Consider the following 18,384-nt stretch of genomic DNA (forward strand, 5'->3'; position numbering starts at 1 on the left):
GTTCCAGACGTGGCGCCGGCCGCGTTGGCAGTGATTCACTAGTGGCTTGTGCGGCATTTCCGAAAGCACACGCCAACTGTTCTCGCAGCCAACACTGCCGCCATATCGCCATAGTGGACTAGCATTGGCGCTTTGCCGTACCATCGTTTCGTCGAACTCGTTCGAAGGAATGGAACATGTTGTCGGAAGACGAACTGGCTTTACTCGACGCGATTCGCGAGACCGGCAGCCTGTCGCGCGCGGCGGCGCGCCTCGGCAAGGCGCCGTCCACGGTCTCACACGCCGCCCGGCAACTGGAGACGCGCTTCGACGCGCTGCTGTTCGACCGGCGCCGCTACCGCTTGCAACTCACGCCCGCCGGCCAGTTGCTCGCCGATGAAGCCGCGCGTCTGATGCTCGACATGTCGCGCATGACGCAGCGCGTGAAGCAGATCGCGAGCGGCTGGGAAGACCGCCTCTGGATCGTCACGGACGAGATCATCGAATTCGAACTGCTGATGCCGGTGGTGCGCACATTCGATGCGCTCGACTCCGGCGTCAAGCTGCGCTTCACGCACGAAGTCTTGAGCGGCACCTGGGAGGCGCTGCGCGACGGCCGCGCGGATCTGATCGTGGGTGCGACCAACGAGCCGCCGGCAATTCCCGGCCTGCGCTGGTTCGAACTCGGCGTGATGGAATGGGTGTTCGCGGTGTCGCCGCGTCATCCGCTGGCGGCCGTCGAGGGGCCGCTCGGCCGCGAACGGATCCTCGAACATCGCGCGGTAGTGGTGGCGGATTCATCGCGTACGACGGCGGGGCGTGCTTATGGTTTGATCGGCGGACAGGCGTCGCTGGCCGTGCCGTCGATGCGCGCAAAAATCCTGGCGCAGCGCGACGGCCTGGGCGTGGGCTGGTTGCCGCGTCAGCGCGTCGCGTCGCTGTTGAAGCAGGGCGAGTTGATCGAGAAGGCGACGGCCGACCCGCGCGAACCGAACGTGCTGTACGTCGCGTGGCGCGGCGATCACGAAGGGCGCGCATTGCAGTGGTGGCTCGAACAATTGCGGCAACCGCGGCTGGCGAAGCGCCTCGTGCGCGGCGTGGATATGACGATCGGCGCGTGATGCTCATGCCGTTGGTTCGCGCCTGAGCGGCGTTTTTTATGCAGCCACAGCCGCTTCTCGTGGGATCATACGCGCCGTGCGGGGCGATTCTGCTTGGCGCACGGTACGAAACAAGAGGAGCAGGGCGATGATCGATGGACTGGTGGGCGGGCGGTTGTACGGCGAGGCGCAGATTCGCACGGGGCAGAACGGCAGGCGTTTCGTGACCTGCAAGGTGCGCGCGGCCACCAACGACGGCGACACGATTTTCGTCAACGTAATCGCCTTCGACGACGACGTGCAAACCGCGCTGCTCGCATTGAGCGACGCGGACAGTGTCGCGCTGAGCGGCACCTTGACGCCGAAAGTCTGGACCGACAAGAACGGGCTCGTCAAACCGGCCGTGGACATGGTCGCGCACAAGCTATTGACGGCTTACGAAGGCCGCCGCGAAGCGGATGAATGAGCGGTGCCCGGCGGCTTGGCGCCGGCGTCCCTAAGATACTCGACGAAGCGGTCCGCCACAGGTTCCGCGTCGCCGCTCCGGCGCAACAACAGCACTTGCGACATGAGCGTCTCGCTCATTAGCGGCAAAAAGCAGACGCGCGGATCCTGCATCTGACGCAACGTGTACGGCACGAGCGCCACACCCATGCCGAAGCCCACCATCGTCACGACGGTCTGCCACAAGCGCGCCTCATGGCGGATCAACGGACTGAATCCCGCTCCCACGCACTGCGCAATGATCAGATCGTGATAATGCGGCGACACGGTGCGCGGAAACAGAATGAACGGCTCCTGCGCCAACGCGCGCAGATCGACCTTGCGTTTGCGCGCCAGCGGATGAGCGGCAGGCAGACAGCACAGGAAAGGCTCGGAAAAGATCGGCGTGGAAATGACGTCGGTCGGAAAATTGCCCCAATGCGCGCAGCCCATGTCGATCTGCATGCGCTGGATCGCGTGCACCTGTTCGCTGGTGTTCATCTCCTTCAGGACGATTTCGACGCCCGGGTAATCGGCCTCGAAGCGCTTCACCGCCTGCGGCATGCCGCGATACAGCATCGAGTTCACGAAGCCGATCCGCAAGCGGCCGGCGAGGCCATTCGCCGAGCGAACCGTCATGCGTTCCGCCTCGTTCGCCTGCAATAGCAGGCGGCGCGCTTCACCGAGCAGCACCTGGCCGGCATTGGTCAGCGACACCGTTTTGTTGGTGCGCGCGAGCAATTGCACGCCGAGTTGCTCCTCGAACTTGCGAATGTCGAAACTGAGCGCCGGCTGCGAAATGAACAGCCGCTTGGCAGCGCGGCCGAAATGCAGCTCTTCGGCGACGGCCACGAAATAGCGCAATTGCTTCAGGTCCACGGCTGTCTCCCGATTCTTTATCGATAAGCTATGTCTATCGTACCGGATATAAGTTGTATTAGACGATTATCGACGGCGCTCATATGCTGCTTCAACAAAGGAGACACGCATGAGCGAAATCACCGCGCAGCCGGCACACGGCTCGTCGAACATTCCCGATAGCCGGGGCATCAACTTCTTCACCAGCGATCCCGACTTCGAGCGGCTGCTGAAACTGCATCTCGGCGACACGCTGTTTGACGAACTCGAAAGCCAGCTCGTCTCGCTGGGCCAGCGCGCTTCCGACGAACTCGACGTGTGGGCGCTGTCCGCCGACAAGAATCCGCCGCAATTGCACCACCGCACGCGGCGCGGCGAAGCGCTGCAAAGCATCGACAAGCATCCGGATTACGTCGCGCTTGAACGGGTGGCTTACGCGGAGTTGGGACTCGCCGCAATGAGCCACGAGACTCGCGACGGCAAGAAATCGCCGCCACCGCTCGTGAAATACGCGCTGACCTTCCTGTTCGTGCAGGCGGAATTCGGCCTGTGCTGCCCCGTGAGCATGACCGATTCGCTCACGCGCACGCTGCGCAAATTCGGCGCGCCGGAACTGGTCGCGCGTTTTCTGCCGATGCTCGCCTCGCGCGATTTCGACACGCTGTTTCAGGGCGCGATGTTCATGACGGAGCAGGCGGCGGGCTCGGACGTCGCGCGCATTGCCACGCGCGCGTCGCTCGAAACCGATGCGAACGGTGACGAATCGTGGCGTCTGTATGGCGACAAATGGTTCTGTTCGAACGCCGACGCCGATCTCGCGATGGTGCTCGCGCGCCCCGACACGGCGCCCGCCGGCATCAACGGACTCGGACTGTTCCTGCTGCCGAAGACGCTGCCGGACGGCTCGCGCAACAGCTACCGGATCGTGCGTTTGAAGGACAAGCTCGGCAGCCGTTCGATGGCGAGCGGCGAGATCGTGCTGGAAGGCGCGCTCGCGTATCTGATCGGTGAAGTGGGGCGCGGTTTTCATCAGATGGCCGACATGATCAACATGTCGCGTCTGTCGAACGGCGTGCGGGCGGCGGGTTTGATGCGCCGCGCGCTGACCGAGGCGCTGCACATCGCGCGAAATCGCGAAGCGTTCGGCCGCAAGCTGATCGACATGCCGTTGATGCAGCGTCAGCTGCTCAAGATGATGCTGCCCGCCGAGCAGGCGCGCTCGATGTTCATGCGTATCGCGCTGCTGCTGGAGCAGGCCGACGCCGGCGACCGGCAAGCGGCGAAGTGCGTGCGCATCCTCACGCCGCTCATCAAGTTTCGCGCGTGCCGCGACGCGCGTCGCGTGACCGGCGATGCGATGGAGGTGCGTGGCGGCACCGGCTATATCGAAGAATGGAGCGACGCGCGGCTCGTGCGCGACGCGCATCTCGGCTCGATCTGGGAAGGCACCAGCAACATCGTCGCGCTCGACATCGCGCGAGCCGCGAAACGCGACGGCGCGCTGGAACCGTTGCGTGCGTATCTGCAGGATCTGCTCGGCGCGGCGGGATTGCCGGCGGCCAGTCTCGCATTGCTGCGCGCAACACTCGCGCGTGCGTGCGATGCGCTGGCGAGCGTCGCGGATTCGGGCCGCGACGAGTGGGTGCGACAAGCGGGCACCGCGTTGTATCACGCGAGCACCGCCGTGTTGATGGCGTGTGAAGGCGTACGTCTCGCGCCGGATTACCGGCGTCTCGCACTCGCTCATCTGGTGGTGCGGCACAAGCTGCTGCCATCCGATCCGTTGGCATTGCATTCGGAAACGGATGAAAGCGACGTGATCGACGCACTGGTCAACGGCCGCAGCGTCACGCTCGACCAGGCGCTGCGACTGCTGCCGGCAGGGAGCGTGCGATGACCGCGCCGCTTCAAAATGACGGCGCAAAAGGCGCATTGCAAGGCCTCAAGGTCATCGACCTGAGCCGCGTGCTCGGCGGCCCATATTGCACACAGGCGCTCGCCGATCACGGCGCGCAGGTGATCAAGCTCGAACCGCCCAACGGCGACGAAACGCGCGGCTGGGGACCGCCGTTCTACGGCGACACCGCGTGGTACTTCGCGGGCGTGAATCGCAACAAGCAGGGCATCGCCGTCGATCTCTCGCGGGAAGAAGGCCGCGCGATCCTGTGGAAGCTGCTGGAAGACGCCGACGTACTGGTCGAAAACTTCAAACCCGGCACGCTCGCGCGCTGGGGTATGGACTACGAGCGCGATCTACGCGAACGTTTCCCGAAGCTGATTCATTGCGCCGTGTCGGGCTTCGGTCCCGACGGTCCGCTCGGCGGCTTGCCCGGCTACGACGCCGCGATTCAGGCGATGACCGGTCTGATGAGCGTGAACGGCGAGCGCGACGGTCCTGCCACGCGCGTCGGCTTGCCGGTCGTCGACATGGTCACCGGACTGAACGCGCTCGCCGGCATTCTGCTCGCGCTCGCCGAACGCGCGAAGAGCGGCCGTGGCCAGTCGATCGATATCGCCTTGTATGACTGCGGCGTCTCGCTGCTGCATCCGCATCTGCCGAACTATTTCGGCTCGGGCCGCACGCCGCAGCGCAGCGGCAACGCGCATCCCAACATCACGCCGTACGACAGCTATCGCACCGCGACCGCGCCGATCTTTCTCGCGGTCGGCAACGACCGGCAGTTCGCGAAGCTATGCGCGCATCTCGGCGCGCCCGAACTCGCCGACGATCCGCGTTACGTCGACAACCGCAGCCGCTGCGCGCATCGCGAGCCGCTGAAAGCCGCGCTCGAAAGCCTGCTCGCCGCGCATGAGTGCGAGCCGCTCGCGCATGCGCTCATCAACGCGGGCGTGCCATGCGGACCGGTGCAAACGGTCGATGTCGTGGCGCGCCATCCGCATACCTTGCATCGCGGCCTGGTGGTCGAGATGGGCGAGTATCGCGGCACCGCTTCGCCGATCAAGTTGTCGCGCACGCCGGCCACTTATCGCAGCGCGCCGCCGTCGCTCGGCGCCGATACGCGCGACGTGCTCGATGAATTGGGCATCGACGCCGCGACCCAGCAGCGTTTGCTGGAGGCGGGCGTGCTCAAAGCCTAAACAGCGCAGTTCCCGGCGACGGCACGCAGAAGCCGCGCCACATCCAGAAGAAAGACCTTGGAGACAGAGACATGAATCGCGAGCAAGACGCCCACGCCGCCAGCCGGCAACCGACACGCGCCGCAGCCGCGGCTTTTGTCGGCACCACGATCGAGTGGTATGACTTTTATATCTACGCCACGGCGTCCGCGCTGATATTCGGCAAGCTGTTCTTTCCCGGCAGCGATCCGTTTTTCGCTACGCTGGCTTCGTTCGGCACCTTCGCGGTCGGCTTCTTCGCGCGACCGTTCGGCGGGCTGGTGTTCGGCCACCTCGGCGACCGCATCGGCCGCAAGAAAGCGCTCGTGGCGACGCTGGCGATCATGGGCATCGGCACCGTCGGCATCGGCTTCCTGCCGACCTATGCGAGCGCCGGCGTGTGGGCGCCGGCGCTGCTCGTGCTGCTGCGGGTCGCGCAGGGCATTGCGATCGGCGGCGAGTGGGGCGGCGCGGTGCTGATGGCGAGCGAGCATGCACCGCAAGGACGGCGCACGTTCTTCGCATCGTTCGCGCAACTCGGCAGTCCGGCGGGCTTGATCCTGTCGCTGCTTGCGTTCCGCGCGGTGGCCTCGATGGACAAGGACGCGTTTCTCAGCTGGGGATGGCGCCTGCCGTTTCTCGCGAGCGCGGTGCTGCTGGTGGTCGGCCTGCTGATCCGCGCGGGCGTCGACGAATCGCCGGAGTTCAAGGCGCTCAAGGCGCAACGGCGCGTGGCCGCGCTGCCCGTCGCCGAGGTCGTGCGCGACGCGTGGCGCACGCTGTTGCTGTGCCTCGGCGCGAACGTGATCGGCGTGGCCGGCGCATGGTTCGTCAACACCTTCATGCTCAATTACACGACGCAAACGCTCGGCCTCGATCGTTCGTTGATACTCGATTGTCTGTTCGTGGTGGCGTTCATCCAGTTGTTCACGCAACTGGGCTCGGGATGGTTCGCGCAACGCATCGGCACGGGGCGGTTTCTGAAGGGCGCGGCCGCGTTGGCGATGTTGTCGCCTTATCCGATGTTCGCGCTCGTTTCGACCGGGCGGCCGGTGGCGATCGTGATCGGCATTGCGCTGGCGGTGATGTGCATGTCGAGTTCTTACGCAGTGATGGCCGGGTTCATGTCGACCGCGTTCCCGGTGCGTGTCAGGTATTCGGCGATTTCGCTGTCGTATCAGGTGTGCGCCGCGCTGGCCGGCGGTCTGACGCCGCTGATCGGAACGTTGCTCGCGCATCGTTATCCGGGGGCATGGTGGCCGCTGGCCGTGTTCTATAGTGTTCTGGCCGGGGTATCGCTGGTGTGTATCGGCACATTGGAGCGTCGCAAGCGCGGCGCGGCGCATGGTGTCGTCGAAGCGGCCTAGCCGTCTGGCCGGCGCGAGCGACTTAAGGAAACACGCAGTAATTGGCGATTCGTGGTTAACCCCACGTCATAGTCGGCGCACATAATGTCATCCTCAACCGCGCAAAAGCCGCCTACCATCGAGGCTGGCGGCAAAAAAACGACGGGGGAAGCCATCATGAATCGCTATCGTTCGCTGGGCGTCGTGACCGGCGCGGCGCAGTTCGCCAGCGCCGATGTTCTGTGCCGGTTGAGCGCCGCCTGGGACCGGCCGGACGCGGCGCGGCCCTACGATCTGATTCTCGAGCAGCAGTCCTGGCATGGGCCGGCCTCGCAGAGCGAGGCGAACGCCCGGTTCAAGATTCACGTGTTCGACACGATGCGCGCGTTTGAGAAGCGCGGCGTCGAGGCGATCGTGCTGCCGTGTTTCCTGAGCCATACTTTTATTGATGAACTCGCGGCGAACGTCGCCGTGCCGGTCGCCAACATCATGACGGCGCTATCGGCGCACGTGCGCCTGGCGTTTCCGGCGGTGCGGCGGATCGGCGTGCTGACTTCGGACGCCATCCGCGATAACGGTCTTTTCGAGCGTTACTTCGACGCCACGCGCTTCGACGTGCTGCATCCGCGCAACGAAGCGGGCGTCGATTGCGTGACGAGCGCCGTCTACAGCGACGAAGGCATCCGGAACGGCCGCCTCTATGGACGCCCGGTCGAGTTGTTACGCGCGGCGTGCGCGGACCTCATCGCACAGGGCGCGGAAATCATTCTGCCGGGACTCGCCGAAATCGCAATGGTCGCGCGCTCGCTCGGCCGGCTCGACGTGCCGCTCGTCGACGCCAATCGGGTCTACGCGCGCTACGTCGCGGCAGCTCAATTTTCGCAGCAGGAGCGGCGCTTCAAGGTGGGCGTGCTGGGCGGCGTCGGGCCGGCGGCGACGGTCGACTTCCTGGGCAAGCTGGTGCGCAATACGCCCGCCGCGTGCGATCAGGACCACATCAAGATCATGGTCGAGCAGAATCCGCAGATTCCGGATCGCACGGCCGCGCTGCTCGGCAACGGCGACGATCCGACGCTCGCGCTGTATGCCGCCTGCAAGACACTCGAGGACGGCGGCGCGGATGTCATCGCGATTCCATGCAATACGGCGCATGCGTTCGTCGAGCGGATCCAGCCGTCGCTCAGCATTCCGATTGTGAATATGCTGACCTGTACCGTGGATTATCTGTCCGGGAGCTTTCCGGGGCTGCGCGAAATCGGCGTGCTTGCCACCTCGGGGACGCTGGCGAGCCGTGTTTATGAAAGGTCGCTCGAAGCGCGAGGTTTCGTGCAGATTGCGCCCGGCGAAGCGGCACAGGCGCGGCTGATGAGCGCCATCTATGGGCCGAAAGGCGCGAAGGCGGGCTTCACCTCGGGCGAGTGCTGCGACGATCTGGCCGCTGCCGTCGACGATCTGGTTGCGCAAGGCGTGCGGGTGATCGTGCTGGGCTGTACCGAGTTGCCGCTGTTGCTGCGCGATGCGACGCTGACGTGCGCGGGTGGATTGGTCGTCAGGCTGGTCGATCCGAGCGAGGTGCTGGCGAAGCGGTGTGTGGCGTATGCGCTGGGGCAAAGCGGTGCGCTGGATTCGACGCTGGCCGCTACGATGCCGTCAGTCGGCCGATCAGCGCGAAAAGCGTTTGCCGTTAATAGCGATGCGCTCGTCCCGACCTCTCGTCGGCTTGCAAAAGCCTAGCGCGATAACGCCTCTCTCACTCCCGCGCCGCTTCGAGCGGCGCTAAACCCTTCTCGTCACGATCGGCACATGGCTTGCTGCCGTGCTCAGCGGCGCGCGTTTTTCGCCGCCAACCACCGCCTGACGCGCCTCCGAAGCACCGCCGTCTCGCGTCGTGGAAAACTGTATAAATATACAGTATAGTATCCCGTTGCGAGCAGGGCTCCGGCGTGCGTCTCCGCCAGCCAGCCGCACCGAACTTGCGCGGTCGCGAGGCGTCCGTGAGAGGTGGTCCACTCATTCAGACGGTCGGAAAAATTGGCATCTAACGGCAAAAACGGCAAAAACGGCACAGGCGGTACAAACGGTACCAACGGCACTATCAGGATTCGCGGCGCACGCCAGCACAACCTCAAGAACGTCGATCTCGACGTACGAACCGGCGAAATGACGGTCGTCACCGGCCCGTCCGGTTCCGGCAAGTCGAGCCTCGTGTTCGACACGCTGTATGCGGAAGGGCAACGGCGCTACGTCGAAACATTCAGCGCCTACGCGCGGCAGTTTCTCGATCGTATGGACCGGCCGCAAGTCGACCGCGTCGACGGCGTGCCGCCGGCCATCGCGATCGACCAGACCAATCCGGTGCGAAGTTCGCGTTCCACCGTCGGCACCATGACGGAGCTCAACGATCACCTGAAACTGCTCTACGCGCGTGCCGCCGAGCTATTCGACCGCAAGACGGCTCATCAGGTGCGGCACGACACGCCGGAAACGATCTACGCGGAGTTGCTCGAACGCACGGCGCAGAACGAACCGAGACTCGTCGTCACGTTCCCGGTCGAGTTGCCGGAATCCGCGTCGGAGCAGGAAGTGGAGCAATGGCTGTCGGCCAGCGGCTACACGCGCGTGCAGGCGCAGCGCGAAGTCGATTCGCCAACCGGCAAGCGCAAGTTGCTCGACGTGGTGGCCGATCGTTTCCGCCTGCGCTCGGTGGACAAGCAGCGGGTGGTCGAGGCAATCGAGGCTTCGCTCAAGCGCGGCGGCGGGCGCGTCAATATTTATGTGCTGCCGGCCTCGCCGGAAGGGCCGGAAAGTCAGGAAGCCGCACCGCAAATCTGGCGTTTCTCCACCGGCTTGCACAGCCCGGATAGCGACCTGCGCTACGCCGATCCGCAGCCCGCGCTGTTCTCGTTCAACTCGGCCTACGGCGCGTGCGAAGTCTGCCGCGGCTTCGGCCGCGTGATCGGCGTCGACCTCGGGCTGGTGATTCCTGACGCGCGCAAGACGCTGCGCGACGGCGCGATCAAGCCCATGCAAACGCCCGCATGGAAGGAGTGCCAGGACGATCTGATGCGCTACGCGGCGAAAGCCGATATCCGTCGCGGCACGCCGTGGGGCGAGTTGACGGACGCCGAGCGCGACTGGGTCATCAACGGGTCGCCTGACTGGAACGGCAAGTGGCAAAGCCACTGGTACGGCGTCAAACGCTTCTTCGAGTATCTCGAATCGAAAGCGTACAAGATGCATATTCGCGTGCTGCTGTCCAAGTACCGCAGCTACACGCCGTGCGAAACCTGCGGCGGCGCGCGCCTGAAAACGGAATCGCTGTTGTGGCGCCTCGGCAGCAAGGCGAATGCGGACGACGTGTTGCCGGCGGAGAAGCGCTTCCTGCCGCGCGGCGTCGACTGGACGCGCGGGCAACTCGAAGCGTTGCCGGGTCTGACCGTGCATGATTTGACGCTGATGCCGATCGAGCGCATCCGGCGCTTCTTCGACGAAATCAGCTTGCCGAGCGCCTTGCTCGACGACGCGCTCAAACTGCTGCTCGCCGAAGTGCGCACGCGCCTCAAGTATCTGTGCGACGTCGGCCTCGGTTATCTGACGCTCGACCGGCAGAGCCGCACCTTGTCGGGCGGCGAGGTGCAACGGATCAACCTGACCACGGCGCTCGGCACCTCGCTCACCAAGACGCTGTTCGTGCTCGACGAACCGAGTATCGGCTTGCATCCGCGCGATCTGAACCGCATTGTCGAAGCCATGCACCGTTTGCGCGATGCAGGCAATACCCTGGTGGTGGTCGAACACGATCCCTCCGTGATGCTCGCGGCGGATCGTCTGATCGATATGGGTCCGGGGCCGGGCGAGCGCGGCGGCTCGATCATTTACGACGGCGCGCCCGAGGCGATCCGTTCGTCAGGCACGCTCACCGGCGAATACCTCGGCGGCCGCCGGCATGTGGCCGACGCGGCGCACTGGACGCAGCGTCCCGTGGATGCCACCACGCCGCGCATCGTGCTCGAAGGCGCGACCGAACACAATCTGCGCGATGTCACGGTGGAGATTCCGTTGGAGCGGCTCGTCTGCGTGACGGGGGTGTCGGGTTCCGGTAAGTCCACGCTCCTGCAAGACGTGCTGTATCCGGCCATGGCGCGGCACTTCGGACTCGCCACTGAATCGCCCGGCGCATTCAGAAGCCTGAGCGGCGCCGATCAGGTCACCGACGTCGTGTTCGTCGACCAGTCGCCGATCGGCAAGACGGCGCGCTCGAATCCGGCGAGTTACGTCGGCGCGTTCGACGAGATCCGCAAACTGTTCGCCAAGGCGCCGCTCGCGCAGCAACGCGGTTACGGCCCCGGCATGTTCAGTTTCAATTCGGGCGACGGCCGCTGCCCGACGTGTGGCGGCTCGGGTTTCGAACATATCGAAATGCAGTTTCTGAGCGACGTGTACCTGCGCTGCCCCGATTGCGACGGGCGCCGTTATCGCGCGGAACTGCTCGAAGTGAAGATCGAGCGTGGCGAACCGGCGCGCGCGCTGAGCATTGCCGACGTGCTGGAATTGACGGTGAGCGAAGCCACCACGTACTTCGCTAAAGATGCCGAAGTATTGCGCGTGCTGCAGCCGATCGTCGACGTGGGCCTCGAATATGTGAAGCTCGGCCAGCCGGTGCCCACGTTGTCGGGCGGCGAAGCGCAGCGCCTCAAGCTCGCCGGTTTCCTCGCGGAATCTGCACAGGCGCGGACCGCGCGCAATGCAAAGCAAGCGGTGGCGAAGCGTCTGTTCATGTTCGACGAACCGACCACCGGCCTGCATTTCGACGACATCGCCAAGCTGATGCAGGCGTTCGGCAAGCTGCTCGCAAGCGGCCATTCGCTGATCGTGATCGAACACAATCTCGACGTGATCCGCGCGGCCGACTGGCTGATCGACCTCGGCCCCGAAGGCGGCGACGGCGGCGGCCGCGTGCTGTGCGCCGGCACGCCGGAAGACGTCAAAACATGTCCGGAGTCGCATACCGGCGAAGCGCTGCTGCAATACGACCGCGCCATGGGCGCGGCGGCCGAACCGGCGTCGCAAGGCATCCCGCTGCAAAAGGCGCTGAGCGCCGCGCGCGCGCGCCGCGCGATCGAAGGCGAGGACGTGGTGCGCATCGTCAACGCGCGCGAGCACAACCTGAAATCGCTGGACGTGGACATTCCGCACGGCAAATTCAACGTGATTACCGGCGTGTCCGGTTCGGGCAAGTCCACGCTCGCTTTCGACATTCTGTTCCACGAAGGGCAGCGCCGTTACCTCGAATCGCTGAACGCCTACGCGCGCTCCATCGTGCAGCCGGCCGGGCGTCCCGAGGTCGACGCGGTGTACGGTATTCCGCCGACCGTCGCAATCGAACAGCGGCTCTCGCGCGGCGGCCGCAAGAGTACGGTCGCGACCACGTCCGAGGTGTGGCACTTCCTGCGTCTGCTGTACGTGAAGCTCGGTCTGCAGCATTGCATTCACGACGGCACGCCGGTCACGTCGCAAAGCGTCGAATCGATCGCGGCGCAGTTGCTGCGCGATCACAAGGGGCAGCATGTCGGTTTCCTTGCGCCGCTGGTCGTGAACCGTAAAGGCGTCTACACGGATCTGGCGAAGTGGGCGAAGGCGCGCGGCAATACCCATCTGCGCGTGGATGGCGAATTCGTGCCGGTGGACCCGTGGCCGAAGCTCGACCGTTTCCGCGAACATACGATCGAGTTGCCGGTGGCCGATCTCGTCGTGTCGCCGGACAATGAAACCGAACTGCGTCGGGCGCTCGATCAGACTTTGGAAGTCGGCAAGGGCGTGATGCATCTGCTGGCGCCTTTGGACGGTTTGCACGACGCGATCAGCGGCGGCCGCGCCACGGCGAAACTCGGCGCGGTGAAGGTGCTGTCCACCAAGCGCGCGTGTCCGGTGTGCGGCACGAGTTATCCCGAACTCGATCCGCGCATGTTCTCGTACAACAGCAAGCATGGCTGGTGTACCACCTGCGTCGGCACGGGCCTCGCGCTCACGCGCGAACAACGCGCCGTGTACGACGATACGATCGTCGTCGAGGACAATCGTGGCCGCGAGCAAAGCCTGCCTTCGGAAGAGCAGGAGCCCGAAGGTCTCGTGGACGAACCGTGTCCGGATTGCGCCGGTACGCGTCTGAATCCCACGGCGCGCGCGGTCACGTTCGACGCGCAGGCGATTGTCGATGTCGCGCAATGGACCGTGTCCGACACGCGCGCCTGGGTCGACTCGCTGGAGATGACCGGTCGCGACGCGGAAATCGCGCGTGACGTGGTGAGCGAAATTGGCAGCCGTCTGCAGTTTCTTGAAGAAGTGGGACTCGGCTATCTGAGTCTCGATCGTGCGGCGCCGAGCCTGTCGGGCGGCGAGGCGCAGCGCATCCGGCTTGCCGCGCAGCTCGGCAGCAACCTGCAAGGCGTCTGCTATGTGCTCGACGAACCGACCATTGGTCTGCATCCGCGTGACAACCAGATTCTGCTGAACGCTTTGCGCAAGCTCGGTGAAAAGGGCAATACGCTGGTGGTCGTCGAGCACGACGAGGACACGATCCGGCGCGCTGATCACATCATCGACATTGGGCCGGGCGCCGGCAAACGCGGCGGCACGCTGGTCGCACAGGGCAGTGTGGCGGATCTGTCGGCGCAGCCCGATTCGCTGACCGGACAGTTTCTCGCGCAGCCCATCGTGCATCCGTTGCAGCCGCGTCGCGAAGTGGTCGCGCCGGGCAAGCGCACGGCCGCGGTGCCGGAGAACTGGCTGACCGTGCATGGCGGCAAGCTGCATAACTTGCGCAACGTTACGGTCGGCATTCCTTTGTCGCGACTCATCGCGGTCACCGGCGTCAGCGGTTCCGGCAAGTCGACGCTCGCCCGCGATGTGCTGATGGCCAACCTGCTGGATGCCGTCGGGCGTTCGGTGTTGTCGTCGCCGGCCACGCGGCGCGCGCGTGCGGCGGCCGAAGAAAAACCGGCAGCGAACCGGCGTTCCAGCGTGCTGGCGCGTACGGCGCCGCGCGCGCCGCTGAACGTGACGCATGCATGGCAAGGCTGCGATTCGATCACCGGCTGGGAGACCATCGACCGTGTACTCGAGGTCGATCAAACACCGATCGGCAAGACGCCGCGTTCGTGTCCGGCCACTTACATCGGCGTGTGGGACGCAATCCGCAAGCTGTTCGCCGGCACGCTCGAAGCGCGCGCGCGTGGCTATACGGCCTCGCGTTTCTCGTTCAATACCGGCGAAGGGCGTTGCCCCGCTTGCGAGGGGCAGGGCGTGCGTACCATCGGCATGAGCTTCCTGCCCGACGTGAAGGTGCCTTGCGACGTGTGTCACGGGCAGCGCTTCAATCCGGAAACGCTCGCGGTCACGTGGCGCGGCAAGAATATCGGCGACGTGCTGACCATGGAAATCGACGAAGCTGTCGAGTTCTTTGCGCCCATCACGAACATTGCTCATCCATTGCAGTTGATGAAAGACGTCGGGCTCGGCTATCTCACGCTGGGTCAACCGTCGCCCACCTTGTCCGGCGGCGAGGCGCAACGTATCAAGCTCGTCACCGAACTGAGCAAGGTGCGCGACGACATCACGCGGCGCGGGCAGAAGCCGCCGCATACGCTGTATGTGTTGGACGAACCGACCGTGGGCCTGCATATGGCCGACGTCGCCAAGCTGATTCGCGTGCTGCATCGTCTCGCGGACGGTGGCCATAGTGTCGTCGTCATCGAGCATGATCTCGATGTGATTGCCGAGGCGGACTGGATCATCGACCTCGGTCCGGAAGGCGGCGTAGGCGGCGGGTCGATTGTCGCTGCTACGGATCCCGAAGGACTGTCGCGCGTTGCGGCGAGTCACACGGGCGCCGCGTTGCGTCCAGTTCTCGCGCGATCGCGTGACAACAGTGCTGTCGTGGCAGGCGAGGGCACGAACGGTTAATGCAACAGAGCGGCGCGATCGACCTTGCGCCGCTCCTGCTTGCTCATTTGTTGAGCGCGGAGAAGTTTGCCGGCGCACGATTCACGTCACTCTGGCCAAGCCATTGGGTCCGCGCGAAATTGCGCTGTACAGCCCATCAACGTCGCGCCGACGTCATTCTGCCCGGCATCATTGACATTGTTAGCGTAATGTAATTTATTGGAATTGTTTTGTAATTCAATTCGACGCGTAATTGGGATGCGTATATAGAGTGTCGTAAATACCGCTAAAAATATTTTTAAAGGCTTCTGGCCTTCTGCTATCGTCTCGCCTTCGGCGGCGGTCACACCCCGGCGCCCACTCACCACGACAACTGTCCTGCTCGCGATCCACGCAAGTCATGCTGCGAGGGCGTCTAAACGCCTGCGGCCAGCAGTTTTTTGTGCATCGATGCACGCCGAACGTGCAGCAAATTCCCAATTGTCGGGCAGAAACATCTGAATGCTTATCTGCTTCACATACGCTTATTCTTTTAAAGCGGCGCGAATTCGACTTGAGTTAGAGTGACCTCTCTAAACTAAGTATGTTGTCATCAAAAAAAGTTTGACCGTACATTTTTTGTCCTGCTATTGTTGCCACCCATGAAACGCATGTGACGAACGCGCAAAAAGTTCCAGGCGCTACGAGTTATAGAGATGAGGTTGTCTCCAGCGTTCATGCAAGGCAGAAGCGAACGGCTCAGATTTAATCCATTAGTAGTTCTACTTAGATTGATTATTCGGCTCGCGTGACACACGGCAACCGTCTCCCGGAGACGCGTCCGTGTCGTCGGATCGGAGGCGGGTAGTGTCACGTCCGTTTTGGACTCCGAATCAAAGACCGCTGGTCGCCAGATGGTTGATGTGAATGCTTTTTGCGGCAAGTAAGCGCACTGCAGTTACAGAAATGGACGGTTCACGCCGGAGGAGTAAAGGTGGGTACGAAAGTCGAAGGGCATTTTCCGGCAGCAGCGGCCCGTATGGAGAGGCCGGGGCGCCCGCGTGAGTTTGGGCGCAAGCAGCAAAACCCAGTACGCCGCTTTGGCGGCATTGCAGTTGTTCTGCTTTTGCACATCGTGCTAATTTATGCGCTGATCAATGGCCTCGCCACCAAGGTCGTGCAGGTCATTCAGCATCCTATCGAAACGAAAATCATCGAACCGGTGAAGCCGCCGCCTCCGCCGCCGTTGCCCACGGTGCAATTGCCGCCGCCGAAATTCGCGCCGCCGCCGCCGCCGTTCGTGCCGCCGCCGGAAGTGCAGGTGCAAGCGCCCCCGCAGCCGACCATCACGCATCAGGCCGCGCCGGTCGTGTCGGCGCCTGCCGTGGCGCCGCCCGCACCGCCGGCGCCACCCGCGCCGACCAAGCCTGTGAGTACCGAAGTCGGAGTGGTGTGTCCGAACTCGGATCAGATCCGTTCGTCGATCCGCTACCCGAAGGAAGCGCAGGAAAACAACGTGACGGGTGATGTTCTCATTGAATTCGTTGTCGACCCGCAGGGCCATATTACGAATGAACGCGTTGCCAAATCCTCGGACGACTCCTCACTGGATCGTGCGGCATTCAACGCAGTCAAGCAGTTCACGTGCGTTTCCCAAGGCCAACCTGTCCGTGTGCAAGTTCCGTTCTCCTTTAACTTGAACTGAATTCACAGGCTGTTCGGTACCGGTAGCGATTTATCAGTCTTAGTTTAGAAGTTGTACTAATGAACTTGGAGCAGGCATGAAGAAGCGTACTCTCGCCGCACTGGCGGCAAGCATGTTGATCGCCGTGACCACGGTGGATTTTGTTGCACCGCAAATGGCCCATGCGCAGGCCAGCGACGCCACGGCGTCGGCCGCCGCCGCGCCGGCGACTGCCGCGCCGCAAACCGCGAGCGCAGCCGCCGACGAAGCGGTGCCGCCGCCGGCACCGGCTACGTCTGAAACGGTCAGCAACCCCTACGGCCTCAGCGCCCTCTGGAATAACGGCGACTTCGTCGCCCGCTTCGTGCTGATTCTGCTGGTGCTCATGTCGATGGGCAGCTGGTACATCATGATCACCAAGTTCGTCGAACAGTTCCGCGCGAACCGCCGCGCGAAGAGCGCCGACGAGCAGTTGTGGACCGCGCCGTCGCTGGTCGAAGGCGCGAAGCTGCTCGATGAAACGTCGCCGTTCCGCTTCATCGCCGAAACGGCTATCGAAGCGGGCGAGCATCACGACGAAGCGCTGCTCGAAGCCGTGGACCGCAACACGTGGATCGACACCTCGGTTGAGCGTGCGATCACCAACGTGTCGAATCGTCTGCAAGACGGTTTGGCGTTCCTCGGCACGGTGGGCTCGACGGCGCCGTTCGTCGGCCTGTTCGGTACGGTGTGGGGGATCTATCACGCGCTGACGGCCATCGGCATTGCTGGCCAGGCGTCGATCGACAAGGTCGCGGGTCCGGTGGGCGAGGCGCTGATCATGACGGCGATCGGTCTCGCGGTGGCGGTGCCCGCGGTGCTCGGCTACAACTTCCTGGTTCGTCGCAACAAGTCGGTGATGGAGCGTGTTCGTGCATTCGGCGCGCAGCTGCATACCGTGTTGCTGGCCGGCAGCCGTCGCCCGGCGCGCGCCGTGGCTCGCGAAGCGTCGCTGGTTCAATAAGCGGAGTCCGTCATGGCAATGAGCGTTGGGCAGGACGACAACGACGAGGTCATCTCCAGTATCAACACCACGCCGCTCGTCGACGTGATGCTGGTTCTGCTGATCATCTTTCTGATCACGATTCCGGTCGTGACGCATACGGTGCCGGTGCAATTGCCGAAGGAGACGATCCAGCCGCTGCAGACCACGCCCAAAAGTATCGTCATCGCGGTGAACCGCGACGGCGACTTCTTCTGGAACGAGAAGCAGGTCGATGCGCCGACGCTGCTGGCGCGCCTGAAGACCGTGTCGGTCATGACACCGCAACCGGAAGTGCATGTACGCGGCGACCAGAGCGCGCGTTATGAGTTCATCGGCCGGGTCATTACCGAGTGCGAGCGCGCCGGTATTGCCAAGGTTTCGTTTATCACTGAGCCGCCCGCGCGCGGCGGCTGATTTTGAGCCCGACAGGAGCCGAAAATGGGAATGAACGTATCGTCGGGCGGCGGCAGCGAACCGGATGTGATGGTCGACATCAACACCACGCCGCTGATCGACGTGATGCTGGTGTTGCTGATCATGCTGATCATCACGATCCCGATTCAGACGCACGCCATCAAGATGAACCTGCCGGTCGGCAATCCGCCGCCGCCGATCACTCAGCCTGAAGTGGTGCAGATCGATATCGACTTCGACGGCACCACGACCTGGAATGGCCAGCCGGTGCCGAACCGCGCGGCGCTCGAATCGAGACTCGCGCAAGTGGCCGCCGAACCGGTTCAAGCCGAGATCCATCTGCGGCCGAACAAGCTGGTGCCGTACAAGGATGTCGCGGAGGTCATGGCGTCCGCGCAACGACTGGGCGCGACCAAGATCGGCCTGATCGGCAATGAGCAGTACATGCAATAGGGAAGG

General features: G+C 63.8%; 13 protein-coding genes. 11 read left to right on the top strand and 2 right to left on the bottom strand.

The window, feature by feature from the left end; translation table 11 throughout:
- Positions 1–176: 176 nt before the first annotated feature.
- Both PQR54_RS18610 and PQR54_RS18615 read left to right on the top strand, forming a co-directional pair.
- Positions 177–1,100: a LysR family transcriptional regulator gene (locus PQR54_RS18610; RefSeq protein WP_106312092.1), complete on the top strand. Its 924-nt coding sequence runs from the start codon at positions 177–179 to the stop codon at positions 1,098–1,100.
- Positions 1,101–1,227: 127 nt separating this feature from the next.
- A complete protein-coding gene (locus PQR54_RS18615; protein WP_106285001.1) occupies positions 1,228–1,545 on the top strand; it encodes a single-stranded DNA-binding protein in 318 nt (105 codons plus the stop codon).
- Here PQR54_RS18615 and PQR54_RS18620 read toward each other — a convergent pair.
- Positions 1,515–2,441 (bottom strand): LysR family transcriptional regulator, encoded by a 927-nt coding sequence (locus tag PQR54_RS18620; protein ID WP_408248200.1) that lies wholly within the window; start codon positions 2,439–2,441, stop codon positions 1,515–1,517. The genes PQR54_RS18615 and PQR54_RS18620 overlap by 31 nt on opposite strands.
- A 109-nt stretch (positions 2,442–2,550) precedes the next feature.
- Here PQR54_RS18620 and PQR54_RS18625 point away from each other — a divergent pair, with 109 nt between their 5' ends.
- From PQR54_RS18625 to uvrA, 5 genes are all read left to right on the top strand, one after another.
- A complete protein-coding gene (locus PQR54_RS18625; protein WP_408248202.1) occupies positions 2,551–4,317 on the top strand; it encodes an acyl-CoA dehydrogenase family protein in 1,767 nt (588 codons plus the stop codon).
- Positions 4,314–5,519 carry a CaiB/BaiF CoA transferase family protein gene (locus tag PQR54_RS18630; protein WP_408248204.1) on the top strand — a complete coding sequence of 402 codons (1,206 nt, stop codon included), beginning with the start codon at positions 4,314–4,316 and terminating at the stop codon, positions 5,517–5,519. The genes PQR54_RS18625 and PQR54_RS18630 overlap by 4 nt, the downstream gene beginning before the upstream one ends.
- A 71-nt stretch (positions 5,520–5,590) precedes the next feature.
- Positions 5,591–6,904, top strand: coding sequence for an MFS transporter (locus PQR54_RS18635; RefSeq protein ID WP_408248206.1), 1,314 nt, complete (start codon positions 5,591–5,593; stop codon positions 6,902–6,904).
- A 156-nt stretch (positions 6,905–7,060) separates the two neighbouring features.
- Positions 7,061–8,617, top strand: coding sequence for a cysteate racemase (gene cuyB, locus PQR54_RS18640; protein ID WP_408248207.1), 1,557 nt, complete (start codon positions 7,061–7,063; stop codon positions 8,615–8,617).
- Between the two features lie 297 nt (positions 8,618–8,914).
- Positions 8,915–14,845, top strand: coding sequence for an excinuclease ABC subunit UvrA (gene uvrA / locus PQR54_RS18645; RefSeq protein ID WP_408248209.1), 5,931 nt, complete (start codon positions 8,915–8,917; stop codon positions 14,843–14,845).
- 86 nt (positions 14,846–14,931) lie between these two features.
- Here the strand turns inward: uvrA and PQR54_RS18650 are convergent, their stop codons facing one another.
- Entirely contained in the window at positions 14,932–15,171 is a 240-nt protein-coding gene (locus PQR54_RS18650) for a hypothetical protein (RefSeq protein ID WP_408248211.1), read from the bottom strand.
- 671 nt (positions 15,172–15,842) lie between these two features.
- Between PQR54_RS18650 and PQR54_RS18655 the strand changes: the two genes are divergently transcribed.
- The 4 genes from PQR54_RS18655 (at position 15,843) to PQR54_RS18670 (ending at position 18,378) form a co-directional block, all read left to right on the top strand.
- Complete coding sequence (locus tag PQR54_RS18655) at positions 15,843–16,508, top strand: energy transducer TonB (RefSeq protein WP_408248673.1); 666 nt, start codon at positions 15,843–15,845, stop codon at positions 16,506–16,508.
- Positions 16,509–16,584: 76 nt separating this feature from the next.
- Positions 16,585–17,490 carry a MotA/TolQ/ExbB proton channel family protein gene (locus PQR54_RS18660; protein WP_106312116.1) on the top strand — a complete coding sequence of 302 codons (906 nt, stop codon included), beginning with the start codon at positions 16,585–16,587 and terminating at the stop codon, positions 17,488–17,490.
- A gap of 12 nt (positions 17,491–17,502) precedes the next feature.
- Entirely contained in the window at positions 17,503–17,925 is a 423-nt protein-coding gene (locus PQR54_RS18665) for an ExbD/TolR family protein (protein WP_012432473.1), read from the top strand.
- Positions 17,926–17,949: 24 nt separating this feature from the next.
- On the top strand, positions 17,950–18,378 hold the full coding sequence (locus PQR54_RS18670; RefSeq protein ID WP_011487696.1) for an ExbD/TolR family protein: 429 nt from the start codon (positions 17,950–17,952) through the stop codon (positions 18,376–18,378).
- Positions 18,379–18,384: the final 6 nt, after the last annotated feature.

It is taken from the genome of Paraburkholderia phytofirmans (assembly GCF_046028095.1).
Classification (GTDB): domain Bacteria; phylum Pseudomonadota; class Gammaproteobacteria; order Burkholderiales; family Burkholderiaceae; genus Paraburkholderia; species Paraburkholderia phytofirmans_A.